The following is a 20,940-nucleotide window of genomic DNA, read 5'->3' as shown; positions in this document are numbered from 1 at the left end:
CTATCTGATTTTAAATTTGATTTAAAATTCATACATATAAATCTGTTAACAATTCTACTTACTATGTTATAATATTTTTTGTAATTAATCAATTTGAAACGGAGACTTTATGAGAAAAAAAGAATTAGCAAAAATTATTATAGAAAGATTAAAAGAAGAATACCCTGACGCAGACTGCACTTTGGACTACAATGACGCTTGGAAATTGTTAATAAGCGTAAGACTTGCTGCTCAGTGTACTGACGCAAGAGTAAACGTTGTAGTGCCTCATTTGTACGAGAAATTTCCAACAATTGATGCTTTGGCAAACGCTGATGTTAGCGAAATTGAAGAAATTGTAAGACCTTGCGGTCTTGGAAGAAGCAAGGCTAGGGATATTAGTCTTTGCATGAGAATGCTTAGAGATGAATTTGACAGCAAAGTTCCTGACGACTTTAACCAATTATTAAAACTTCCGGGAGTTGGACGAAAAAGTGCCAACCTTATAATGGGTGATGTTTTTGGCAAGCCTGCCATTGTAACTGACACTCACTGCATAAGACTTGTAAACCGAATGGGACTTGTAGACAACATTAAGGAGCCTAAGAAAGTTGAAATGGCTCTCTGGAAAATTATCCCTCCCGAGGAAGGCAGTGACTTCTGCCACCGACTTGTATATCACGGAAGGGAAATCTGTACTGCTAGAACAGCACCTCATTGCGACCGTTGCTGTTTAAATGATGTGTGTAAAAAGAATATAAAATAAAACATTATAAAAAGGAGCATATCCACTTTGCATTTTTCAATCTTTTTGAAAAAATATGGCAAATGAATATGCTTCTTTATTTTTATCCTCTGGGGATTCCTTCTGCTATTCTTGTTATGCCAACGTAAATCTGAGATATTTTGTACCACGTACTAAAATCTACCTCCCCTGTTTGTGGCAAATCAAAAATCTTTTGGAATGCCCTCACCGAAGCCTGAGTACCTTCACCGAAAACTCCATCTGCTGAAACTCTTGGAATGGCTGTGTAAACTCTGGCAATGGTATCTAGCTGTTCCTGCATCTGCATAACCTTCTGACCACTTGCACCTATAGTCAGATCGTAGCCGGGCCATGATGCAGGAATGCCTGAAATCTGTTCAGCAGTGTTAATATACATATCATCGCCATAATAGTTTCGTATAATTTCTAACGTTCCAAAGCCCTGCTCACCTAAATTGCAGGACCCCCACTGGCTAAGCCAATTAGGACAGGTAACTCTTTTTCCATCGCAATACTGAGTAAGAATTGGCTGCCTTACATCAGGTCTTGAAAGATATTGGTTGAAAATCTCGTCAACAACCTCATCAATAGACTGGAAAATATTTCTTCCATAAATCCATTTTTGGTCATATGCCGTTGAGGATGTAATGGTAAAATCGTAGCCTTTGTTTCTATACCACTCAGTGTAAACCCTGTTTAAGGTAAATGACATAATTGCAAGCACGTTTGCCTCAATAGTTGCCCTAGGCCACGTTGCATATATTTCCGATGAAGCCACGTTTTTAATATAATCTTTATATGTTACATAATAATCCCTTGCATTGCTTGAAGGCGTTCCATTGTGAACCACAACATATTCAGGTATAACAACTCTGCTTAAAACAATTTCCCCCGGTTCATTTACATCTTTAATTTCGTCCTCAGGAATCTTTTCCGGATACTCAGCATAAAGGGTATGGGGATCAATATCTATATTCTCCACCTGTTCACCTTCACGCCTTCTCATACGCACATCTTGAAGTGATAGTGAATCAGGCAAAATCTCCACATTACTAATATTTTCCGTTTCATAGCCCGGTGCCTCAATTTGAATATTATAATTGGCATAAGGCATATTCTCATTATTTTCATTAAGACTATATTCCAATGGTGGAGTATTTAAATCCACAATCTGAGTCTGCCCGGAAACATCCGTTTCAAGCCTTTCAATGGGACTGTTGGGATTAATGGCTGTTTCAGGCTCACTGATAGTTACCCTTGCATCCCTAATGGGAGCATTGTCAGAATCCGTTACATTAACCTGCAACTCACCTCTGTCCTGCTCTCCTACCTGCATTTTTATTAACATAAAATTACCATACAAACTTAATCTTTATAATATATGCAGATAACAAAATTATATTACAATGTCAAAAGGCCGTTTTCCCACCTGTGTTTACACAATGGTGGAAAAACGACCTTGGGACACGCCCGGATATGTATTTTAATAATTATTTTCTTTTATATGTTCTAAAGAAATATTCAATATCAAAATAAGTATTTTCGTCACTTTCATCAGCCAAAACCCAGTCAACCTCTTTATCCAAATTAGGTATGAAAGTATCTGCTGAATATGCCTGATTAATATATGTTACATAAGCTGTATTGCAGTATGGAAGCATAGCTTTGTAAATACTTCCGCCACCAATTACAAAAACGTCATTTTCGTCGTATTTTGAAGCTTCCTTCACTGCTTCTTCAACGCTGTGAACAACAACTGCTCCGTCAACTTCATAATCTTCTTTCTTAGTAATAACAATATTCACTCTATTCTTTAATGGACGACCTCCCGGAAAACTTTCCAAAGTCTTTCTTCCCATAATAACAACCTTGCCTGTTGTTGTTTCTCTAAAAAACTTCATATCATCAGGAATGCTTACAAGTAACTCATTGTTATAACCAATAGCCCAATTCTCATCAACTGCTACAATTAAATTCATTATGTTTTCTCCTTCATAAATTCACTAACAAGCATAATATTTATACTAAAACTTTGTGTGATTGTATTGTCAAAATATCAAGCTCTTGTTAAACAGCTACAGGAATATTTTTAATCTGTGGACCTGTAACGTAATCTTCAAGTTTCAAATCATCTACTGTAAAATCGTAGAAATTCTTAATTTCCGGATTAATCCAAAGCTTAGGTGCCGGATGCTGCTCTCTTGTAATCAACTCTTCAATTAAAGGAACGTGCTTGTCATAAATATGTGCATCAGCAATAACGTGAATAAATTCGCCGACTTCCATATCATTAACCTGAGCAAACATATGAATTAACGCTGCATACTGACAAACATTCCAGTTGTTAGCAGTCAAAACATCCTGTGAACGCTGGTTTAAAATACCATTAAGCACAAGATTGCCTGTTTCTTCATTCTTTGTAACATTAAAAGTCATACTATATGCACACGGATATAAATTCATTTCATGCAAATCCTCATGATTATAAATATTAGTCATAATTCTTCTGCTATATGGATTGTGCTTCAAATCATATAAAACACGGTCAACCTGATCCATATCACCTTCTTTATAATGATGCTTAATTCCCAACTGATAACCGTAAGCCTTTCCAATAGAACCTGTTTCGTCAGCCCATGCATCCCAAATATGGCTGTTTAAATCATGTACATTATTAGACTTCTTCTGCCAAATCCAAAGAAGTTCATCAAGACAATTCTTAAAGCCTGTCTTTCTAAGTGTAATAGCCGGAAATTCCTTCTTTAAATCATATCTGTTAACTACACCAAACTTCTTAATAGTGTATGCAAAAGATCCGTCGTCCCACTTAGGTCTAACCTTTTCGCCTTTTGTATCTGTACCATTATCCAAAATATTCCTACACATATCAACAAATATTTTATCTGCGTAACTCATATCCACTCTCCAATCAATTTATTACTAAAAAATAATTGCAGAACAACTTGAAACATTCTGCAATTACTTTTGTTTGTCTTTTCAATAGTATAACATATTATAAATAAAATAAAAAACATTGATTAAAAATTTTTTTTTAAACTTTTTACTGACCTTTAACTTTGTCTGTCAATTTTTTTATTGCACCTTAACTTCGCCTGCCAGAACTTTTTTGTAATCTTCCAGATTTTTTCTAAGCAAAACAGGTGTATCAAGCTTGTAAGGACACTTGCTCTTGCACTGTCCGCAATTAATGCAATCCTCAATCTTCATCATTTCCTTCTGCATATCTTCTGTTAACCATTCTTTTGAAGGTGCTCGACGAAGCATAAGAGACATTCTTGCACAGTTGTTAATCTTTATTCCCTTAGGGCAAGGCATACAATAACCGCATCCTCTGCAGAAATCCCCGACTAACTCTTTTCTCTCTTTTTCAATATATTCACTTATTTCATCGTCCCAAACCGACTCTTCATCCATAAACTTAAGCCACTCTTCCAACTCACTCATCTTCTGAATGCCCCAAATTGGAAGAACATTGTCGTATTTTGAAATGTAAGCCATGGCAGCTTTAGAATTGTGAATAAGACCTCCTGCCAAGCCTTTCATGGCTATAAAGCCAACATTCTTTTCCTTACACAAATTAACAAGCTCAATCTCTCTTTCAGAGCAAAGATAACTGAAAGGAAACTGCATAGTCTCATAAAGTCCTGACTGAACACACTGAAAAGCCGTTTCAATATTGTGGGCAGTAATTCCAATATGCTTAATAATTCCCTGTTCCTTAGCTTTAAGCATACACTCATACATACCTGTTCCATCATCCGGCTTGTAGCACTGTGGCACGCAGTGAAACTGATAAATATCAAGATAATCAGTCTTTAAATTAGTCAGAGATGTATCAAGTTGCTTCCAAAACTCATCAGGAGTTTTCGCCAATGTCTTTGAGGCAATAAAAATCTTATCTCTCATTCCCTCAAACGCCTGTCCCAGTTTCTCCTCGCTGTCACTGTAAGCTCTTGCAGTATCAAAAAAAGTCATTCCACCCTCATATGCTCTCTGCAAAATCTTTACAGCTTCATCCATTGTAACTCTCTGAATAGGCAAAGCTCCAAAAGCGTTCTGTGGAGTTTTAATACCTGTTTTTCCTAAAGTAATCTCCTTCATATCAATTCTCCTTTGTGAATTTCTCTGCGTCCAATATTTCATTTAAAAGAGCTGTGCATCCCTTTAACACATCATCATAAGTTGCATCAAAATTTCCTGTGTACCAAGGATCTGCTATGTCCCTTTCTTCTCCTGCAAAATGTAGTAACTTGTAAACCTTTCCGTCCCGGTCATTTCCTACAATTCTTCCTATGTTTCTAATATTAGCACTATCCATTCCAATAATATAGTCAAATTCGTTATAATCACTCTTCTCCATATGTCTTGCTCTGTGATTACCACATGGAATGCCTTCACTTTTTAATTTATTTCTTGTTCCCGGATGAACTCCGTTGCCAATCTCTTCATAACTTGTGGCTGCCGAATCAATGTAAAAACGGTCAGCAATGCCCTGGTTGTTAACCATGTCCTGAAGGACATACTGGGCCATAGTTGATCTACAAATATTGCCGTGGCATAAAAATAAAATTTTTATCATATGATTTTCTCCTTGTGTTATTGAAAGATTGTGTAATTTGAACCCGCTATGTTCTCAATCACTTAATGATATATTTTGTTCCTCTGCCTTTTCCTTCAACTGCAATCACACCCTTTTTCTCCATAGCTTTCAGTAATTGTGTTGTTTTTGATTTGCCAAATGGGACATATGGTGCAATTTCACTTATTGGTTTCAGCATCGTCTTACTTAAAAATTTGTAAATCACTTTTTCGTCTTCGGTTAAATTGACATTCGTTTCAAATATCGGTAGTACAATTTTTATAGCATTTTCTGACACTTCAAATTCTGGTTTTATCAAACTCTCTGCATACAGTTGTTTGATTCGTGTAATTCCTGTTCCAAATATCTCTACTAATCCCAGTCTGTAAAATACATTTGCAAGATTTCTATTTCTTAAAATAGATAGTTTACCTGATAAATATTCTTCTGCCGTTATTCCAGCCGGCAATCCACCAGGAGACACTACTTCTATTCTATCATCAAACATAGAAACTCTGATGTGTGAATTAATATCCCATACCCTATGAATCAAAGCATTTGCAATTGCTTCTCTGAAAGCTGCTTCCGGTATTTTCTCCACCATCTTTCTGTCAGCCCCCTGTATTACTTCATATTGATAATAATCTCTAAATACAGCAAGTGCTTTTTCATATATTTCTAAAACCGATATATGTTCAAACGTTACTCTTTTTTGAATAATACTGATATTCTCACCGAACTTAACAATATCAATTCCTGAAAAATGATTTTTATCTGCCAAAAGTCCCGCTGCATTATTATAACCATTTATATTGTCATACAGGTTCAATGTCTTTAAAGTATCTTGATTGAAAGTTTCAATGTAAATATTTTCTTTCAGTTTACACTGTAAAATTTTAAAAGATAGCTCCTGATCTTTACAAGGTAATTCTTCGAAGCTAATATTTTTTCCATCTAATACAAGCCTTGAAAATTCTAATGTATCTACCTCTATCGTTGCTGTATCATTTCGTTTGTATGCTTTTGATTTATATAAATACGGTTTTTGAAGACCACTTTTTACAGTAAGTTTTATCGTCTGATCATTATTCTGTATTTCGAGTGTATAGTTTGGTTGAGGTGATATACTGTCATTGATTTTATTTTCGATATCCAGACAGGCCTGTTTTACATCTGGCAATCCTTTCACATTTCCATTATCATCAACCCCAAAAAGAATTGTTCCACCATTGTAATTCGAAAAGGCACTAACTGTTTTCAAAAAAGTATTCGTAATCATTTCCTTGAATTCTAATATTCTTGTTTCACGCATAGTAATCGTTCCCTTTCCAACCATAATGATTATATTATATGCAAAAATGCGCAAAAAATCAATTGTATTTTTTTACGATTGATTTTTTAATTAATTTTGAGTGTAGTATTATTTTTTGACCAATTGAATTATGACAACTTTTTAATTATTCCGATCCAGTCTTCCAAAGGTATAAATAAGGTGTAAATTCTATGCTTCCCTCCAAGAACCCCAATAAAATCAAGGCTTTCCTTAAAAGAGAAAACACAGTTGTGAACAATGGTTCACAACTGTGTAAAAAATCTTTTTACCCCCGCTCTTGACAAAGAGCCAAAACTTCATCATTATAATGAAATTTTTATAATATAACGGTCTACTTTATCTTTTAATTATTATTTCTTTAAAATTCTAACTTTTTTAGGTTTTGACCACTTCTTGCAGCCAACGGCTCTAACTCGTACAAAAAGTTTCTTTCTCTTTTCAAATGCTTTTTTAGAAATTGTTACTTTTTTATATTTCTTTACTGTCTTTGTTACAATAACTGATGTAAACTTTTTATTCTTAGAAACCTGTACCTGATATCTTTTAGCACCTTTAACTTTTCTAAATGAAAGCCTGATTTTATTTGCATTTTTCTTCTTTGTTGCTTTCTTTACAACTGTTGTTTTTAATGCTTTGTTTGGAGTCTTTTTCTGTATTTTCTTTGTTGTTGGAGAGGCTGTTGTTCCTTCAGGTTTTGTTTCACCTGAAGCTGTTGTTCCCTCAGGTTTTGTTTCACTTGGATTTGTTGTTTCTGGAGTAACCGGTGTTACACCTTTCCCAATCTTATAATCTCCATAAAGACCATCCTTTGCTCCATTTGTAGAAACTCCTGCATTCTTGTCTGCCTTCTCGTCTTCTCCTGCCTTAACCATACGCTGGTAAACACGAACATAATCAACTAACATTGTTCCTGATGTAAAACTGCTGTCAGGTACATAACCACTGTCAAATGTTCCACCTGCTGCAAGATTTAAAATAAGGTAAAATCTCTGGTCAAACGGTGCATATGCATTTCCTCTGTCTGAGCCTGAATACCACTCACCATATGTACATTTGAAATAGCATTTGCCATCACAGTAAATCTTAATATTTTCAGCATCCCACTGAACACTGTATACATGCCAGTCGTCAATGCCTGTCTTTTTATTACCATCTCGTGTTATGTTAAATGCATCTGATGTATTAATATTATTTGGCCACTGTGCACCATAATGTAATGTACCAAATACCATATTTGGTGTTCTTCCACGTCCTTCAAATACATCTATTTCACCTGATAATGGCCATGAACCATAACGTGAGTCATTTGGAAGCATCCACATAGCAGGCCATATGCCTGTACCTGTAGGCATTTTTGCTCTGAAATCAACTCGTCCGTATTTCACTGAGAATTTATCTTTTGTTGTAATCTTTCCTGATGAATACTGAGCAGTTGCTTTCTTAGATGGATCACCTTTTTCTGTAAATACCTTTGACTGCTTTTTCATAAGAATATTTAATGCACCATCTTTTACTGATACATTGTCTCTTGTGTAGTATTCAAGTTCCTGATTTCCCCAACCGGCTGTGTTAATATCGTCTTCTTTAAGTAAGAATCCTTCATCATATGACCACTTGCTTGTGTCAAGAGATGCACCATCAAATTCATCATTGAAAATCATCTTCCAACCTGCCGGTGTATATGCATTTGAATTGTCATTTACTTTAATATCTGACATATCTGATGGAAGTGTTGGCTTATAAGATGTATTTCCTTTAATTGTATACAATACATAGTTATTGCTTGCATCTCCACCTTTTTTACCATCAATAGGATATGTGACTTTTATTTCTGTATCCTGTCTTACAGGCTGGAGCCAAAGTCCATAAACATGATCAACAAAATAACCCCACTGACTGCTTAGTGAATATTTGTTGTAACCACTTCCTTCATATACCCATCCACAGGCTGCAACATCTGTAAGTGGAATCCACTTTCCATCTACCTTAACTTCGTATTTAAATAAATCCAAATCATCTTTTATAGCTTCTGTTCCACCAATTTTTGGAAGTGGAATACCAACTGATGCTGTACCACTTGTGCTTGCATCGTATGATGTGCCATTATATGCTGTGATTTTGTAATTTGATCTGGTTGGCTTTGTATATGTAACTTTTACATCCTGATGTACATTTGGATTTGACTTTGATGCAAATCTTAACGTAAATGACCAACTGATATTTGTAAACCAATATCCACCATCACCATCTGAGTAATATCCAAAGTTCTGATCCCACAGAAATCCTGATGCTGCATTGCCTAAAAACTGAACAAATCCTTTTCCGTCATTGTTGTCTACTGTAATGTTAACATCATCCTGAATCTGTTCATACTTGATACTCTTGTCTCCATTAAATGTCCATGCTCCCCAATGTGTAGCTGAACCACCTGTTGTATCTGCCTGAATATTTGTTTCTGTTGTAGAAATACTTGTAAGCTTATACTTTGAAAGTTTGTTAAGTTCCAATTTGTAATCAAGATTTATGTTATTTGTTTTTCCATGGAAACGGAAATATGTTGTTTCTGTAAGTTTCATCCAGCAAACCCAGCCACCCCATGACTGATATTCCCATGCCCAAGTGTCATTCCACTTAAAGTAACTTACATCTTCAATTTTTTTCCATTCACCATTTGTTCCGTTTTCCTGTTTAACATAAACCTGAATGTCTTTTTCCACATCTGCAATGGAAAGTTCACTACTGGCTTTTCCGTTAAACTTTGGCATTACAAATCCATAGCTGACTGTACCAACTCCTGAATGTGTAATTGTTGGTCCATCATTTGTTGAATAATAATCCATTGATGAAACAACTTCTGCCGCTGCTCCCTTTACATCACTACCTGAAAAAATTACTTCTGCTGAAGTAAGCAACAATGCCAGAGACATTACAACAGAAATTAATTTTTTCATAGTTCTTCCCATACTAAAAAATTCTTTCATAATCCTTCCTTTCTTTTCCCTTACGGAAATAATCTCGCTATACTGCCTTTTAATTATATGAATATTCATTTTTTCTTTAAATGGTCTGTATTTTTATGTGGTATTCAAATTTTATAAAGACGTTTTAATTATTATAATAACTTTTTCTTTTGGCACCAATATGTACTTCTGATTTGCAATGTGGGCAAATCTTTGTTGTAGCTGGAGCAGGTTCCTCTTTTCTTCTTAATTTATTCATAAACTTCACAATCATAAATACTACAAATGCCATAATCAAAAAGTTTATAAGTCCTGAAATAAATGTTCCATAATTAAGTGTTGCTGCCCCGGCTTTTTGTGCCTCAGCCAAAGTTTTATAACTGCCACCGTCAAGTGCAATAAACAGATTGCTAAAATCAATCTTTCCTGTAAGAAGTGTAATAACCGGCATAACTTTTTACTTCCATTTTAGTTGCTCCAAACAAATCTTTTGGGGTATCATTTTTATCAAAATAATTGCTTCTATAACCCTTATCTTCTCTCCTTTCTGCTTGTTTTTACTCTGTAGCCAAACTTTTTTATAGTTTTGGATTATTATACTACAGCTATAAAAATATTACAATTATATATCATATAATTTGAGGTGATTTCATGAAGGATATTGATTTCGATTCTATTGGCAAGAAATTAAAAGAAATACAGACACACAAAGGTTTTACTCAGAAATTTGTTGCATCTTCTGTTAAAGTGAATACCAGCCATATTAGTAACATAGAAAATGGTAAGGTTAAAATCTCCCTTACCACACTTGTTAATGTATGCAATGTTTTAGGTACTACTGTTGATTATGTACTAAAGAATTAATATAGCGACTCTTCTGCTTTATTGGCAACTCCAAAAAGCAAATCTCTTTTTTTCTCATATTCATTATTATCTAAACTACGTCTATCATTGTTTAATACTCCGTCTATGTATTCATCTACTTCTTTTGCTTTTTCCTACATGTATTCTGATGAATACACAATGTTTTTATAAATATCTTCTATCATTTTTTCCTCCAAATTTTTTCAATAAAATAGGAGACAGGAAATAACTCCTGTCTCCCAATTATTAATTAATACAAAAGGCATACTGTACTTCAATTCAATACAGTATACCTCATTTCGTCACTCTTTATTTAAATATTCATAGAGCATAGATGGTGAAAATACTAATGGATTAGTTAGATTAGCCTCTAAGAAATCCTTATCACCTGTTAATATTATATCCACTTTATTATATATTGCATCACTCAATACAGGGATATCCTTTTCGTCTCTCAAATGCCCCAATACCTTATCTGTACTTTTACAAAAGTTAATATTTAAAGTTCTATAACACTGATAAACCTTTTCAGCTTTTGCTGGTCACTTTTGTTGTAACTTTGCTTGAAATTCTTCATCATCATATTCTGAAACCAACAATTCATGCTCTGATAAAAACAACTTTGAAAGTAGTCTTCCAGCCTGTCCTCCAAATATCAGTGCTGAAATCAATACATTTGTATCAAGCATTATTTTCATAATCCTAATCTTTCCCTTCTGAATTTAGCCATATCTTCAATCATACTTTCCTCTGAACCCCATCCCTTATCGTCAGAAAACATGTTTTGTATTTCCTTTAATGTATCTACACTCTTTTCTGCTTTTTCCTTTTTTCTAGAATTGGAAAGAAATTTTATGAAACTTATTACCGTATTATAATCTTCATCCTGTAATGTATCTAATAAACTGTTTATCTCTAATACTTTCGGTGCCCTATGAATTTCTCCTTCCTGACAACTTATATTCTCATTTTTATTGTATCCAAATTATAAATAATTGTACAATATTATATTTTAAAATATATGTAAAAATTGATAATTATTTATTAAAAAAGAGTGTTTTTTGAAAATAATGAAGTAAATTTGAAGTAAATAAAAAACGTAATCCTTTAAATCCCTTTATTTAAGCCACCTTCATTGCCTATGTTAGTATATTGCCGTGGCAGATAAATAAAACTCTAATCATAGTAATTGATTGCTCCTTTTTGCACGAAAAAGCCCAGTTTTGCAGATATTTCCGAGATATTGGTTTAACATTTATTTATGTGTTAATAAGGCAAATTATAGCATAATTTAGCAAGTTGTGAATACCTGTTAGTAGTAGAAATAGTAGTAAAAGGAAAATTCCTACTACTAAGGGTTTTCATTATAGTTTCGTTTCCCCTCCTTTAACAGGTCATAGTTAATCGAAAATCTTCTTTCATCGAACCATTTTGACACTGTATCGATGCTATTCTGGAAATAGTTGCCCCAAAAGAAGAAGTCATAAAGTTTCCATTTTCACAAACTGTTCGAATTCCATCTTATTTACACCACTAACAACTTTATCAATATAGTCCATAATCCCCCCTATTTCTTTGCTTAAATTTTTTGCAGGTAATTCTCATAACAATCATCACACAATGTTCTTTTCCAAGGCATATCCATTCGCATATTTCCTGTTTATCCGCAATTCTCACAAACAGTTTTGCTTTTCTCCTTTATATTTTGGCATAGATAGCTTTTACTCCTGCATCGGAAATAAATTGGATTTCCGATTTTATCAAGCCTTCTTTTCCCCTCCGGTAGCCCAGAAAAAATGTCAAATAGTTTGCGTCTTCACGGGATATATTCAATGTAGTTGCAAGGTCTGAAATCCAGCATTTCCTTTTCCCGTAATTTTCAATAACATAATCATATAATTCATGTATAGTCATCATATAATCAATCCTCCTTCATAATTTGATCAATTTTCTTTATCTTTTCGATACTTACAGAATCAGTATGTATAAGCAGATTAAGGTATTTGTTCAGACGAACAAGCCTACTAACTTCGTCCGCTCTCAAATCACCTAATTTAACTTCTTCTGCCTCTACTTCATTCTTATTGCCTTCAACAAGATAATTATAATAGGCTGTCAATGTTACTCTCATAAGAAACGGCGACTTTACTCTAGAAATCTTAAATACATCTTTGAATCGTTCTACCACATCATCTAATAATTCACAATTGGTTCGAACTTTTAATGAAGTAGGTAAATCATCCCTTTCTTCAACACTTATTACCTTTTTTGCTGCAGCAATCAATTGATTATCTGTCAAATCTTTGCTATACAGTAGTACCCTGTTAAAAATAGCTTGTCTGTCAAAGCCTTCTACTCCTCCTTCCATTTCAACAATTCGTTCAAATAAAGTAATAATGGTTGTCGTCGGTTTCACAGATACATATTTTTCTTCCATTGCAGTATCCTCCTTGTTAATTATTTGGAATATTATTTCTACTTACTTCCACTTTTGGAATTATAATACCAAATTCATTAAGGTATAGCAAGAACTTTTGGAATATTATTTCTACTTACTTCCACTTTTGGAAATATTAAAAAGCTCCAGCCGAAGCCGGAGCGTCTCTGCTGCGTAGCATTACTACACTACTTTAAACATTTTCTGCGATACCGCTTTGACATCGTTTTTCTTCTCTATCTCCGCCTGTGCCTTTCTAAACTCTTCCATCCGTTTCAATTCTTCCTCAGCGTCATCGAATCCGATATGCGTGTACACATTCATTGTGACCGATATATCCGAATGCCCCATGAGGTATTGTAATGTCTTTGGATTCATTCCCGATTTTGCCATATTGGAGCAATAGGTGTGTCGGCATACATGAGGTGTAATATTTGGCATCTGCACCCGGTAAATGTCATTGTATCTGCCAACAATATGATTGAAACGATGTTGCCAGTGCATTGCCACAAGTGGTATTCCATTATCATCGTAAAACAGGAATCCGCTATATCCATCTATGGATTTTTCCACTTTCGGTACATTTCTGTCCTCAATGTTTTCCTGAAATATCTGTGCCACTGTAGTGGTAAACTAAATTTGTAACACCTTGTTCGAATAATATATTATAATATTACTTAAATAAGGAGGACATCACTATGTCAGTACGTTACAGCGAAGACTTCAAAAAAGAAGTCGTTAAAGCCTATATGGTAGGCGACAAATCAATACATCAACTTGCTGTTGAATTTAATGTTGCAAAAAGTTCCGTTAGCAAGTGGGCTAATGAATACAGGGAAGAATGCCTTTATACCACCGATACAACATCCGAGTCTAATGACGCAAAGGAAATACGAAGATTAAATCAGCTTCTTAACGAAAAAGATACCAAGCGTGAACATCACAAACGTTTGGAACACATTTTTGAACTTATAAAATATGTATACTATAATAATAAACGTGTTATAGGCTATAGGGCTATGCGTATTTTCATCAAACGTTATGGCTATGAATTAAGCAATACCACTATGTACAAATACATGAATAAAGAATTAAATTTATGTGCCGTAATCATGCATTCTAAACTGGGATACAAGACTGGAAAAAAGAATAAAATCTTTGACAATCTCTTAAATCAAAATTTTACTGTCGACTGCAAAAATAAAAAATGCTTGACCAGTACAATCGGGCTTTCCCCGATGTGTTAAGCTGTAACTTTTCTTCTTTCTCTTCATCACTGACAAGAATATGCTTTTCAAACAAATAGTCCTTGTATATCTCTTTCATATCCGCACCTCTTTCTATTATGCTTTAAATAATGTCGACTGATCTTGCCACTCATATACACCTAATTTGAAGTGAGTAACAATAGCTGTCGGCATCCTTTTGGCGATATTATCGGATAATGAGATAATACCAATCCATATTTTTCTTTTCCAACTGAATCATAAATTTCTTTATAATCACAAATTTCAGTAAATGACTGTTGATACCTGTAATCAGACACATCATCGTGGTTGCCTCTAATCAGCACCTTTTTCCTTTTAGACGCGTCACAAAAGCAATCAGATCTTCGTTTTTTCCTCGCAAACTCATATCACCTAATAGATATACAAAACCACCATTCGTCACCCGACCATTCCAATTTTTCAGGACCACTTCATGCATTTCCTGTACAGATTCAAATGGACGATGATCAAATTTAATTGCATTTTCATGAAACAAATGCAAATCACTGATATAATATTTCATATAATTCAACCTTCTTTCATTTAATCATCAATTCACCAATACTAGTCACGGAAGTTTTTTTCAAAATATCTTTGCTTTTCTTCTTTTTTATCCCTACTCATCCCATTCCGGCAAAATTGTGAATCTACCATTTTGATAGTCTTTCAACGAATTATCCCAAAAACAGATTTTATATTTCTTCAATCTCAGTATAAAACTTTTCAAATTCATCTAGCATCCTATCGATTTTGGTGCGCTCATACCACCCCTGTGATTTCCAAAACTGTAAAATCTATGTGAATTCATCTTATTTTTTGTCGATATTTCATACGTTTTTCACCTCTATGTTTTCTTCATCTCTTTTAACGATATTGATGTTATGTACACATTGATTTCTCTTCATAGATCATCTTAATAACGGAACATATATTAATTTCCTTATCTTCATCCAAAAATTCTTGCATTACTAAAATCGGTCCATCTTCTGGATTATCTCCGTGAAATCCAATCTTTTTCAACAATTCTACTGCTGGTGTATTCTCTGCAAGTATCGTTGCATACAATCTATCTACCGTGATTTGATTATGATCTGCCGATAGTCCTTCTCCAAATATTTGTTTTATTACTGCTTTACAAGCTTCTTCACAATATCCTTGAAAATCACCATCTTCTCGTAACATTTTCAAAAATGGCTTGGAATCACGCATATTAACTCCTGGCAATAAGTTTAATCTTTTTGTTTCAATTTTTCTTCCTGTATTCATAAATAATCCCCGCTTATCCTAAATTCACATATTTATCTTTGCATATATCTTCTACAAAGAATACCGGTAATCTGTCATGATATGTTTCATATAATACATCTTCTGAAATCTGTCTATAGTGTTTCCCCACTGGTGTGTCTACTTTTTGCATATAATCTATTACAATAGAATTTTTTATTTTATCATTGATCTTCCCACAGATAGTACAATAGCTGTTAAGTGATGTATGAATTTTGTGTTCATCCCAATTCCATTTATATCTAATTAGACATTCTTCATATTGATGCTTGTGTTTTGACTTCTTATTAGCTTTAGATATATCATTTTCTTTCCGTTTGAGATATTTGGGTATTTCTAAATCCGAACTAAATTTTCGCTCCAATTCTTTTCACCTTCCTCTTCCACCAATCCAACTAAAATAAAAAACAGAAACGTCTTTTAAAATTGAACTCTCAAATATACCCTCAGTCACCCGAGGACCTCAAAAATACCTTTGCAGCTACAAATGTATTACTACACTCAACCATTTTACAATATTGATTAGCTTTTAAATCCGCACAAATCGATTCTTTCGAAAAAATCATCCTAAAAGATAATCTTTTAATTCGTTTACAGCAAAATGGTCTATTTTTTCATCCAGCTCCTGAAGTCTTTCTAAGAACTGACTCATCAGCTTATTAAACGCTGCATCTGTTTTTATGTTCATCACACCATTCTCATATTCTGCTTCTTCTTCGGTAAAAGCTGGATATTCCGCTTCAAACACATATTTCTCAACGACATTGTCCATAAACTGCAATATCGCATTAAATATTGTCTCCGGAAGAACCAGTTTCTTTCTTTCTATCACAGCTCTGATTCTGTAGTATTCATCTTCATTTTCTATATCCATCTCACTCACATATTTTTTTAACGCTTCATAAATATCCATAATCTGCTGTTTCTGAAATTCACTTATTTTTTTCACTCTCTTATCCTCCGTTTCCTCTTCCTCTATGTTTATCTTCTTTTGCAAAGCACTAGTAGGATATCCTAAATAATGTTCCAATTTCTTCAAAAGCTCTGGGTCTCTAGGATCTGGTCCACTGGACTTATCCCTCTGCCAATATTTGACTGTGTCCGGTGATACATGCAGTGCTTCACCTATCCGCATATATAACTGTTGTTTAGAATATATCCTATCTCCATTAAGTTCCTTTTTCTCTACTATGCTTTTCAATATCTCTCTGAATTTCCAATTGTCGAAAACTATCATTACGTTAACCTCTCTTTCTTGATTTTGATTCTATATATACTATTATATACTACTTACAAGATTTCAGAGGAGGAGAAAAAGGAGGGCAAATTCTCCTCTTTGGTATTTACATTCCTTTGTTAAATTCCCGCCATAATCTTTTCTTACAAGATTTTTCTTCATTTCTTCAAATGATTCACCATCACCACCAAAACTATTGATATTCAGACTAACTATCTTCATCTCTCATCCTTCTCATACTTTTCCAATGCTTTTTTCAATGTTTCTTTAATCTTATTTCTATAGGATTTCTCGCCTTTTTTCCCTCTGTCAAGAACTTCTACACATCCGCTATATTGCAATACCCAAAAAGTAAAACTATTGAGATTTACTTTGAGTTCTATATCAAAATACTTGTTTTCGTCCACATCGTATCCTACAACCTTAAAGCGATCTGAGAACCAATCCACAACCTGTGTGAATTGATCTGCATCTATACGTATTCTTACTCTCTCAACCTTACCTGTGAACATATACGGATTTTCCATTCTATATTCAAATAGATCATTTAATTCTAAAAGTCCGACTTCCTCTTTTGTAACAGCTTTCGCTCGATTAATTGTAACGTCTGTCATCAAATCAATTTCTAATAAAAAACTGGATGCCACTTTCTTGAAAAGTAACATCCAGCCCCTTCTATTTTCTTTTATTGAAGAGTCAACTCATACGCAATACCATTTTACTCCACAACAATTCTTGCAACAGTATAAGTAACAAAATCAGTCAACACACCTGTTTGTCTAATATTTTTTTCACTATCTGCTACAGAGAATTCAATTTTGTTACCATCTTGGTCGATTAAAGATACATTTACAACTAAGCGATAGTTTGCATAATAGAACGTATCTCGCTCAGAATCCACTTTTACCTTCCATCTAACCGGAAGACGGAATACACCTTCCTGCATATTCTTAAAGCCTGAATTATTTTCCTGAATCCAACTCCAGTTTTCATAAATTGAACTATAATTATATTCTTCAGTTGATGAATTCAATACACCTACTTCTAATCCGGCAATATGTGATGATGGTGCATCCAATTTTATATACTCTTTTGTATCCTGTTTTTGCTTCAGTTCAAAAGAAAATTGTATTTCTTTAGCATTTTTTATAATCGATTCCCATCCATCCATCTGTCTGAAATCAATAGCCACTGTACCTTCAATTGTCTGAGGTCCACTGTAAGGCAAATTATTTAAATTAATGCCCAACTGCTGTTTGTCATCTCCCGAAAAAGACATATCAACATACCCAGTATTATCTCTATAATATTTGCCGGTTCCATCACTGCTAACTCTCCAACTACTCTCATTAAATGTAGTCTTTGACTTAGAAAGACGTGAGACAAATTGAAAATTCATAAACGTTTCAGGATTACCTGACACCAATTTAGATGACGGTACAAGTTTGCTTATACTAATATCTGACAATGTCATCTTAATTTCCGCCTCAATACAAATTTTAGAACCTGTTTCACTGGCAATTGCTTTACGTATCTCAGATAAATCAATTGCTGCATCTTCTGAATTCGCAGTCCCCATTACCAGCTTTAATCTGTCCTGCGTTGTTTGAACATTATAAGAACATGCAATAGCTGATGAATTACTTTGTATCAGTTTGTTATTAGCATTATCGTATGAATAATACGTCTTTTCACCGGCAGAATTCTGCGAATAAACCCTAAAACTAACATTTACACTAGTTGCATCATCCAGAAAACTTTCCATTACACTGCTACTATATGGTGTGATTAAAAACTCCTGATATAACTTATCATCATCGCCATATGCCTGATTTGAATTAAAGCCAATCTTGTCAAGCAATTTAATGTTTACCTGCCTGTCTGTATCTACATATGCCGTTTCTGATGAAGTTCTTAATTTCTTAACATAATCACTTGATTCATCTACTAATTCCTGAGTATATGCAGAAAGAATACTAAATGTACTCTCTGTATTCAATCCATTATCAGTCTTATGATTATCATATCTATGTACCTGCAAAACTGAACATGGTGCAGCCTCAGTATTTACTATGGTTTTTACTGCCCCATTAATTCCTTCAATCTTCGCCGCTTCAGCCTTATTCTTTGGTACATTGACTATGAGGTAAAAGTTCTCAGATACTGCCTTTCCCTGATTTGCCAAGGTGATTGAATAAGTATCTTTACTTTCGTCTTCCTCTCCTGTTTTTAGACGATATTTTTCACCATCAGTGGTAACAACTGTTGCTTTTTCTCCTTCTTGAGCTTTAACAAATTTGCCATTGCTATCAGTAGTAGCCCTAGCACCATATAGAACACTAATTGCTTTTTCCTTATATGAGTTATTGTTCTCATCAGTAAAGTTACTTAATGCAATACTGAATGTTTTATCTTTCTTTATGTCTTCTGCAGTTATATCATAGGAATACATCTTATCCTGATTCATCGTATCAATTAATGTAAGCTTTGTTCCCGTAGGAAGATATTCATTCTTCAAAAAGTCAAACTGTACTGTTTTTCCAAACCCTGCAGTTAAATCTGCGCCGGTTTCCATATAGCTCTGCCAGTCAAACACAACTTTTTCACCTTGTGATTGATCATATGTACATGTAAGATATCCTGTCATATAACTGTCATAATCAACAAGAACATGTGAGTCCAATTTATCATATGCAGAAGAAGTAAAAATACTCTCCTCACTTAACGTTGCAGAAAAATCAATCTGCACAATTCTTCGAACAACCATAGGTACATACACTGCATAAGAATGATTTCCTGATTTAAATGTTACTGTCAATAAAGTAAACTGGTCCTTACCATTATCATAATCATTTCCCATATAATAAGAAATTGAATTTGATCCTTTTGAAATTCGTAATGAATGCTTTTTTGCATCATTATTAATTATAAACTTTCCACTCTCAAATTTATAATTTTGGCTTATTACATCTACAGATTCGTTCTCTACTGCACTGCTGTATCCACCATTGGTAATAATATTCAAATAATCAGTAATGTCTTTAGTAATAATGTCAGAAGTACCATTAACCAAAAGCACTCGAAAATCACTATCAAACGTTGTATTATCCATTTGCCTTTTATATGTAGAAATCTTATTTTTTATCTTGAAATTGGTAGTGTTTGTGGTAGTGTATAATACTCTGTTACTATTAGTTGCTACACTGCCATTTTTAATTTCATTTAAAATCAATTCCACATTTGACTGTAATGGACTAGTATCCTTTAATTTATAATTATAAACAGCATCACCATAAAGTGTTCCGAAATCTCCATTGAAAGGCTTTTGAGATTCAAACTGTCCTGTTGGGCTCTTTATTACATTTACTTTATTTTCATTTTCTCTACCTTTTGTTAATACATTAACCGTACATGATAAATTATCATATGTAAACTTAACATTATGTTCTCCGGCAAAATCTAAACCTTTAGTAGAAAATGTTATTTTGCCAGTATCTTCAATAGGGAGCATTACACCTCTGTTTGAATCAAATTTTGCAAATGTAAGTCCCATTTTTTCAATCAGATCATTTGATTCTCCTGCTTCAATTGTATTATTATTACAGTCTGTAACCATCAATTGATCATAATAATCCTGCAAATAAAGTAGATTGAATCTTAATGTTAGCAATATTAAAATTTCCTTCAAAAGGACATTCTTTAGTTCCCAATCCTTTAAACTCATACCCATCATATGTAAACGGAATCTCTATTGCACCTCCGGTAACTGAACTATCTAATGAAATTATGTAGTCTTTATAGTTCTCTGCCGAACAATTTGAAAGTAATGTAAGTGCTTCTCCTGTTTTAACATATATTCTTTTATTTGTATCATCTACGGTAACCAAAGTTGTTTTTGACTTATATGTATCCCAATCTAAAATTGTGTTGTTAACAGCTTTCGTTTTACTTTCATCATCTTCCGTTTTATTTGTTGTTTTTTCATTTTTGTCTACAGACAAATCTCCATCACTTTTATTTTTTTCTGCCTTTGAAGTAGTTTCCTTCTCTATTTCGGTTGTATCTTCTTTTTCTTCTGCAGATGTATGCACTTCTTCTGTGTTGCTATCTTTATTTGAATTTTCAGCATAAGTACCTTTCACGCCTATATTCATCACACAATTTATACAAAATATGATGGCTATAAGAAAAGCCATGACTCTTTTCCATCGT

The 20,940-nt window shown here is 33.8% G+C and carries 24 protein-coding genes; 3 read left to right on the top strand and 21 right to left on the bottom strand.

Features of this window, described 5'->3' with window-relative positions; all coding sequences use genetic code 11:
• Positions 1–109: 109 nt before the first annotated feature.
• The gene (locus tag NQ558_RS07455; protein WP_005364043.1) at positions 110–745 is read left to right on the top strand and encodes an endonuclease III domain-containing protein; all 636 of its coding nucleotides are present in this window, start codon (positions 110–112) and stop codon (positions 743–745) included.
• Between the two features lie 82 nt (positions 746–827).
• Here the strand turns inward: NQ558_RS07455 and NQ558_RS07450 are convergent, their stop codons facing one another.
• The 8 genes from NQ558_RS07450 to NQ558_RS07415 form a co-directional block, all read right to left on the bottom strand.
• Positions 828–2,093, bottom strand: coding sequence for a peptidoglycan-binding protein (locus tag NQ558_RS07450; RefSeq protein ID WP_005364042.1), 1,266 nt, complete (start codon positions 2,091–2,093; stop codon positions 828–830).
• A 142-nt stretch (positions 2,094–2,235) separates the two neighbouring features.
• On the bottom strand, positions 2,236–2,724 hold the full coding sequence (locus NQ558_RS07445; protein WP_005364041.1) for a dihydrofolate reductase: 489 nt from the start codon (positions 2,722–2,724) through the stop codon (positions 2,236–2,238).
• An 88-nt stretch (positions 2,725–2,812) separates the two neighbouring features.
• On the bottom strand, positions 2,813–3,661 hold the full coding sequence (gene thyA, locus NQ558_RS07440) for a thymidylate synthase (protein WP_005364040.1): 849 nt from the start codon (positions 3,659–3,661) through the stop codon (positions 2,813–2,815).
• Positions 3,662–3,838: 177 nt separating this feature from the next.
• Positions 3,839–4,867, bottom strand: a complete 1,029-nt coding sequence (locus NQ558_RS07435) for an aldo/keto reductase (protein WP_005364038.1) — start codon at positions 4,865–4,867, stop codon at positions 3,839–3,841.
• A 1-nt stretch (position 4,868) separates the two neighbouring features.
• Positions 4,869–5,345 carry a low molecular weight protein-tyrosine-phosphatase gene (locus NQ558_RS07430; protein ID WP_040447408.1) on the bottom strand — a complete coding sequence of 159 codons (477 nt, stop codon included), beginning with the start codon at positions 5,343–5,345 and terminating at the stop codon, positions 4,869–4,871.
• Positions 5,346–5,403: 58 nt separating this feature from the next.
• Complete coding sequence (locus NQ558_RS07425) at positions 5,404–6,681, bottom strand: ATP-binding protein (RefSeq protein WP_005364027.1); 1,278 nt, start codon at positions 6,679–6,681, stop codon at positions 5,404–5,406.
• A 347-nt stretch (positions 6,682–7,028) separates the two neighbouring features.
• Entirely contained in the window at positions 7,029–9,659 is a 2,631-nt protein-coding gene (locus NQ558_RS07420) for a glycoside hydrolase family 16 protein (RefSeq protein ID WP_050750999.1), read from the bottom strand.
• Between the two features lie 124 nt (positions 9,660–9,783).
• Positions 9,784–10,089 (bottom strand): MscL family protein, encoded by a 306-nt coding sequence (locus NQ558_RS07415; protein ID WP_005364023.1) that lies wholly within the window; start codon positions 10,087–10,089, stop codon positions 9,784–9,786.
• 200 nt (positions 10,090–10,289) lie between these two features.
• Here NQ558_RS07415 and NQ558_RS07410 point away from each other — a divergent pair, with 200 nt between their 5' ends.
• Positions 10,290–10,502 carry a helix-turn-helix domain-containing protein gene (locus NQ558_RS07410; RefSeq protein ID WP_005364022.1) on the top strand — a complete coding sequence of 71 codons (213 nt, stop codon included), beginning with the start codon at positions 10,290–10,292 and terminating at the stop codon, positions 10,500–10,502.
• A gap of 542 nt (positions 10,503–11,044) precedes the next feature.
• Here NQ558_RS07410 and NQ558_RS07405 read toward each other — a convergent pair.
• The 4 genes from NQ558_RS07405 to NQ558_RS07390 all read right to left on the bottom strand — a co-directional run bounded on the left by NQ558_RS07405 (position 11,045) and on the right by NQ558_RS07390 (position 13,560).
• Positions 11,045–11,200, bottom strand: coding sequence for a hypothetical protein (locus tag NQ558_RS07405; RefSeq protein WP_005364020.1), 156 nt, complete (start codon positions 11,198–11,200; stop codon positions 11,045–11,047).
• 1,000 nt (positions 11,201–12,200) lie between these two features.
• A complete protein-coding gene (locus NQ558_RS07400; protein WP_005364019.1) occupies positions 12,201–12,419 on the bottom strand; it encodes a hypothetical protein in 219 nt (72 codons plus the stop codon).
• 4 nt (positions 12,420–12,423) lie between these two features.
• Positions 12,424–12,939 carry a hypothetical protein gene (locus NQ558_RS07395; protein ID WP_005364018.1) on the bottom strand — a complete coding sequence of 172 codons (516 nt, stop codon included), beginning with the start codon at positions 12,937–12,939 and terminating at the stop codon, positions 12,424–12,426.
• 183 nt (positions 12,940–13,122) lie between these two features.
• A complete protein-coding gene (locus NQ558_RS07390; RefSeq protein ID WP_341271142.1) occupies positions 13,123–13,560 on the bottom strand; it encodes a tyrosine-type recombinase/integrase in 438 nt (145 codons plus the stop codon).
• A gap of 77 nt (positions 13,561–13,637) precedes the next feature.
• On the opposite strand from NQ558_RS07390, the gene NQ558_RS07385 reads away from it, so the two are divergent.
• Positions 13,638–14,186 carry a transposase gene (locus NQ558_RS07385; protein WP_005364016.1) on the top strand — a complete coding sequence of 183 codons (549 nt, stop codon included), beginning with the start codon at positions 13,638–13,640 and terminating at the stop codon, positions 14,184–14,186.
• 140 nt (positions 14,187–14,326) lie between these two features.
• Here NQ558_RS07385 and NQ558_RS07380 read toward each other — a convergent pair whose 3' ends face one another.
• The 9 genes from NQ558_RS07380 to NQ558_RS07340 all read right to left on the bottom strand — a co-directional run bounded on the left by NQ558_RS07380 (position 14,327) and on the right by NQ558_RS07340 (position 20,885).
• On the bottom strand, positions 14,327–14,512 hold the full coding sequence (locus NQ558_RS07380) for a metallophosphoesterase family protein (protein ID WP_156775013.1): 186 nt from the start codon (positions 14,510–14,512) through the stop codon (positions 14,327–14,329).
• Entirely contained in the window at positions 14,506–14,730 is a 225-nt protein-coding gene (locus NQ558_RS07375; RefSeq protein ID WP_005364015.1) for a metallophosphoesterase family protein, read from the bottom strand. Before NQ558_RS07375 ends, NQ558_RS07380 begins: the two co-directional genes overlap by 7 nt.
• A gap of 356 nt (positions 14,731–15,086) precedes the next feature.
• Positions 15,087–15,473: a GNAT family N-acetyltransferase gene (locus NQ558_RS07370; RefSeq protein ID WP_005364014.1), complete on the bottom strand. Its 387-nt coding sequence runs from the start codon at positions 15,471–15,473 to the stop codon at positions 15,087–15,089.
• Between the two features lie 13 nt (positions 15,474–15,486).
• The gene (locus tag NQ558_RS07365; protein WP_005364013.1) at positions 15,487–15,624 is read right to left on the bottom strand and encodes a hypothetical protein; all 138 of its coding nucleotides are present in this window, start codon (positions 15,622–15,624) and stop codon (positions 15,487–15,489) included.
• Positions 15,625–16,053: 429 nt separating this feature from the next.
• Positions 16,054–16,728, bottom strand: coding sequence for a hypothetical protein (locus NQ558_RS07360; RefSeq protein WP_005364010.1), 675 nt, complete (start codon positions 16,726–16,728; stop codon positions 16,054–16,056).
• A 63-nt stretch (positions 16,729–16,791) separates the two neighbouring features.
• The gene (locus NQ558_RS07355) at positions 16,792–16,950 is read right to left on the bottom strand and encodes a hypothetical protein (RefSeq protein ID WP_005364008.1); all 159 of its coding nucleotides are present in this window, start codon (positions 16,948–16,950) and stop codon (positions 16,792–16,794) included.
• Positions 16,947–17,393, bottom strand: coding sequence for a WYL domain-containing protein (locus NQ558_RS07350; RefSeq protein WP_005364007.1), 447 nt, complete (start codon positions 17,391–17,393; stop codon positions 16,947–16,949). Before NQ558_RS07350 ends, NQ558_RS07355 begins: the two co-directional genes overlap by 4 nt.
• A 53-nt stretch (positions 17,394–17,446) precedes the next feature.
• Positions 17,447–20,398, bottom strand: a complete 2,952-nt coding sequence (locus NQ558_RS07345; RefSeq protein ID WP_040447402.1) for a hypothetical protein — start codon at positions 20,396–20,398, stop codon at positions 17,447–17,449.
• Positions 20,352–20,885, bottom strand: coding sequence for a hypothetical protein (locus NQ558_RS07340; protein WP_207634894.1), 534 nt, complete (start codon positions 20,883–20,885; stop codon positions 20,352–20,354). Before NQ558_RS07340 ends, NQ558_RS07345 begins: the two co-directional genes overlap by 47 nt.
• Positions 20,886–20,940 lie beyond the last annotated feature (55 nt).

This window comes from Eubacterium ventriosum (genome assembly GCF_025150745.1).
Classification (GTDB): Bacteria; Bacillota; Clostridia; order Lachnospirales; family Lachnospiraceae; genus Eubacterium_G; species Eubacterium_G ventriosum.
Note: the sequence above shows the minus strand (reverse complement) of the source record. Positions and strands in the feature narration are given on the sequence as shown.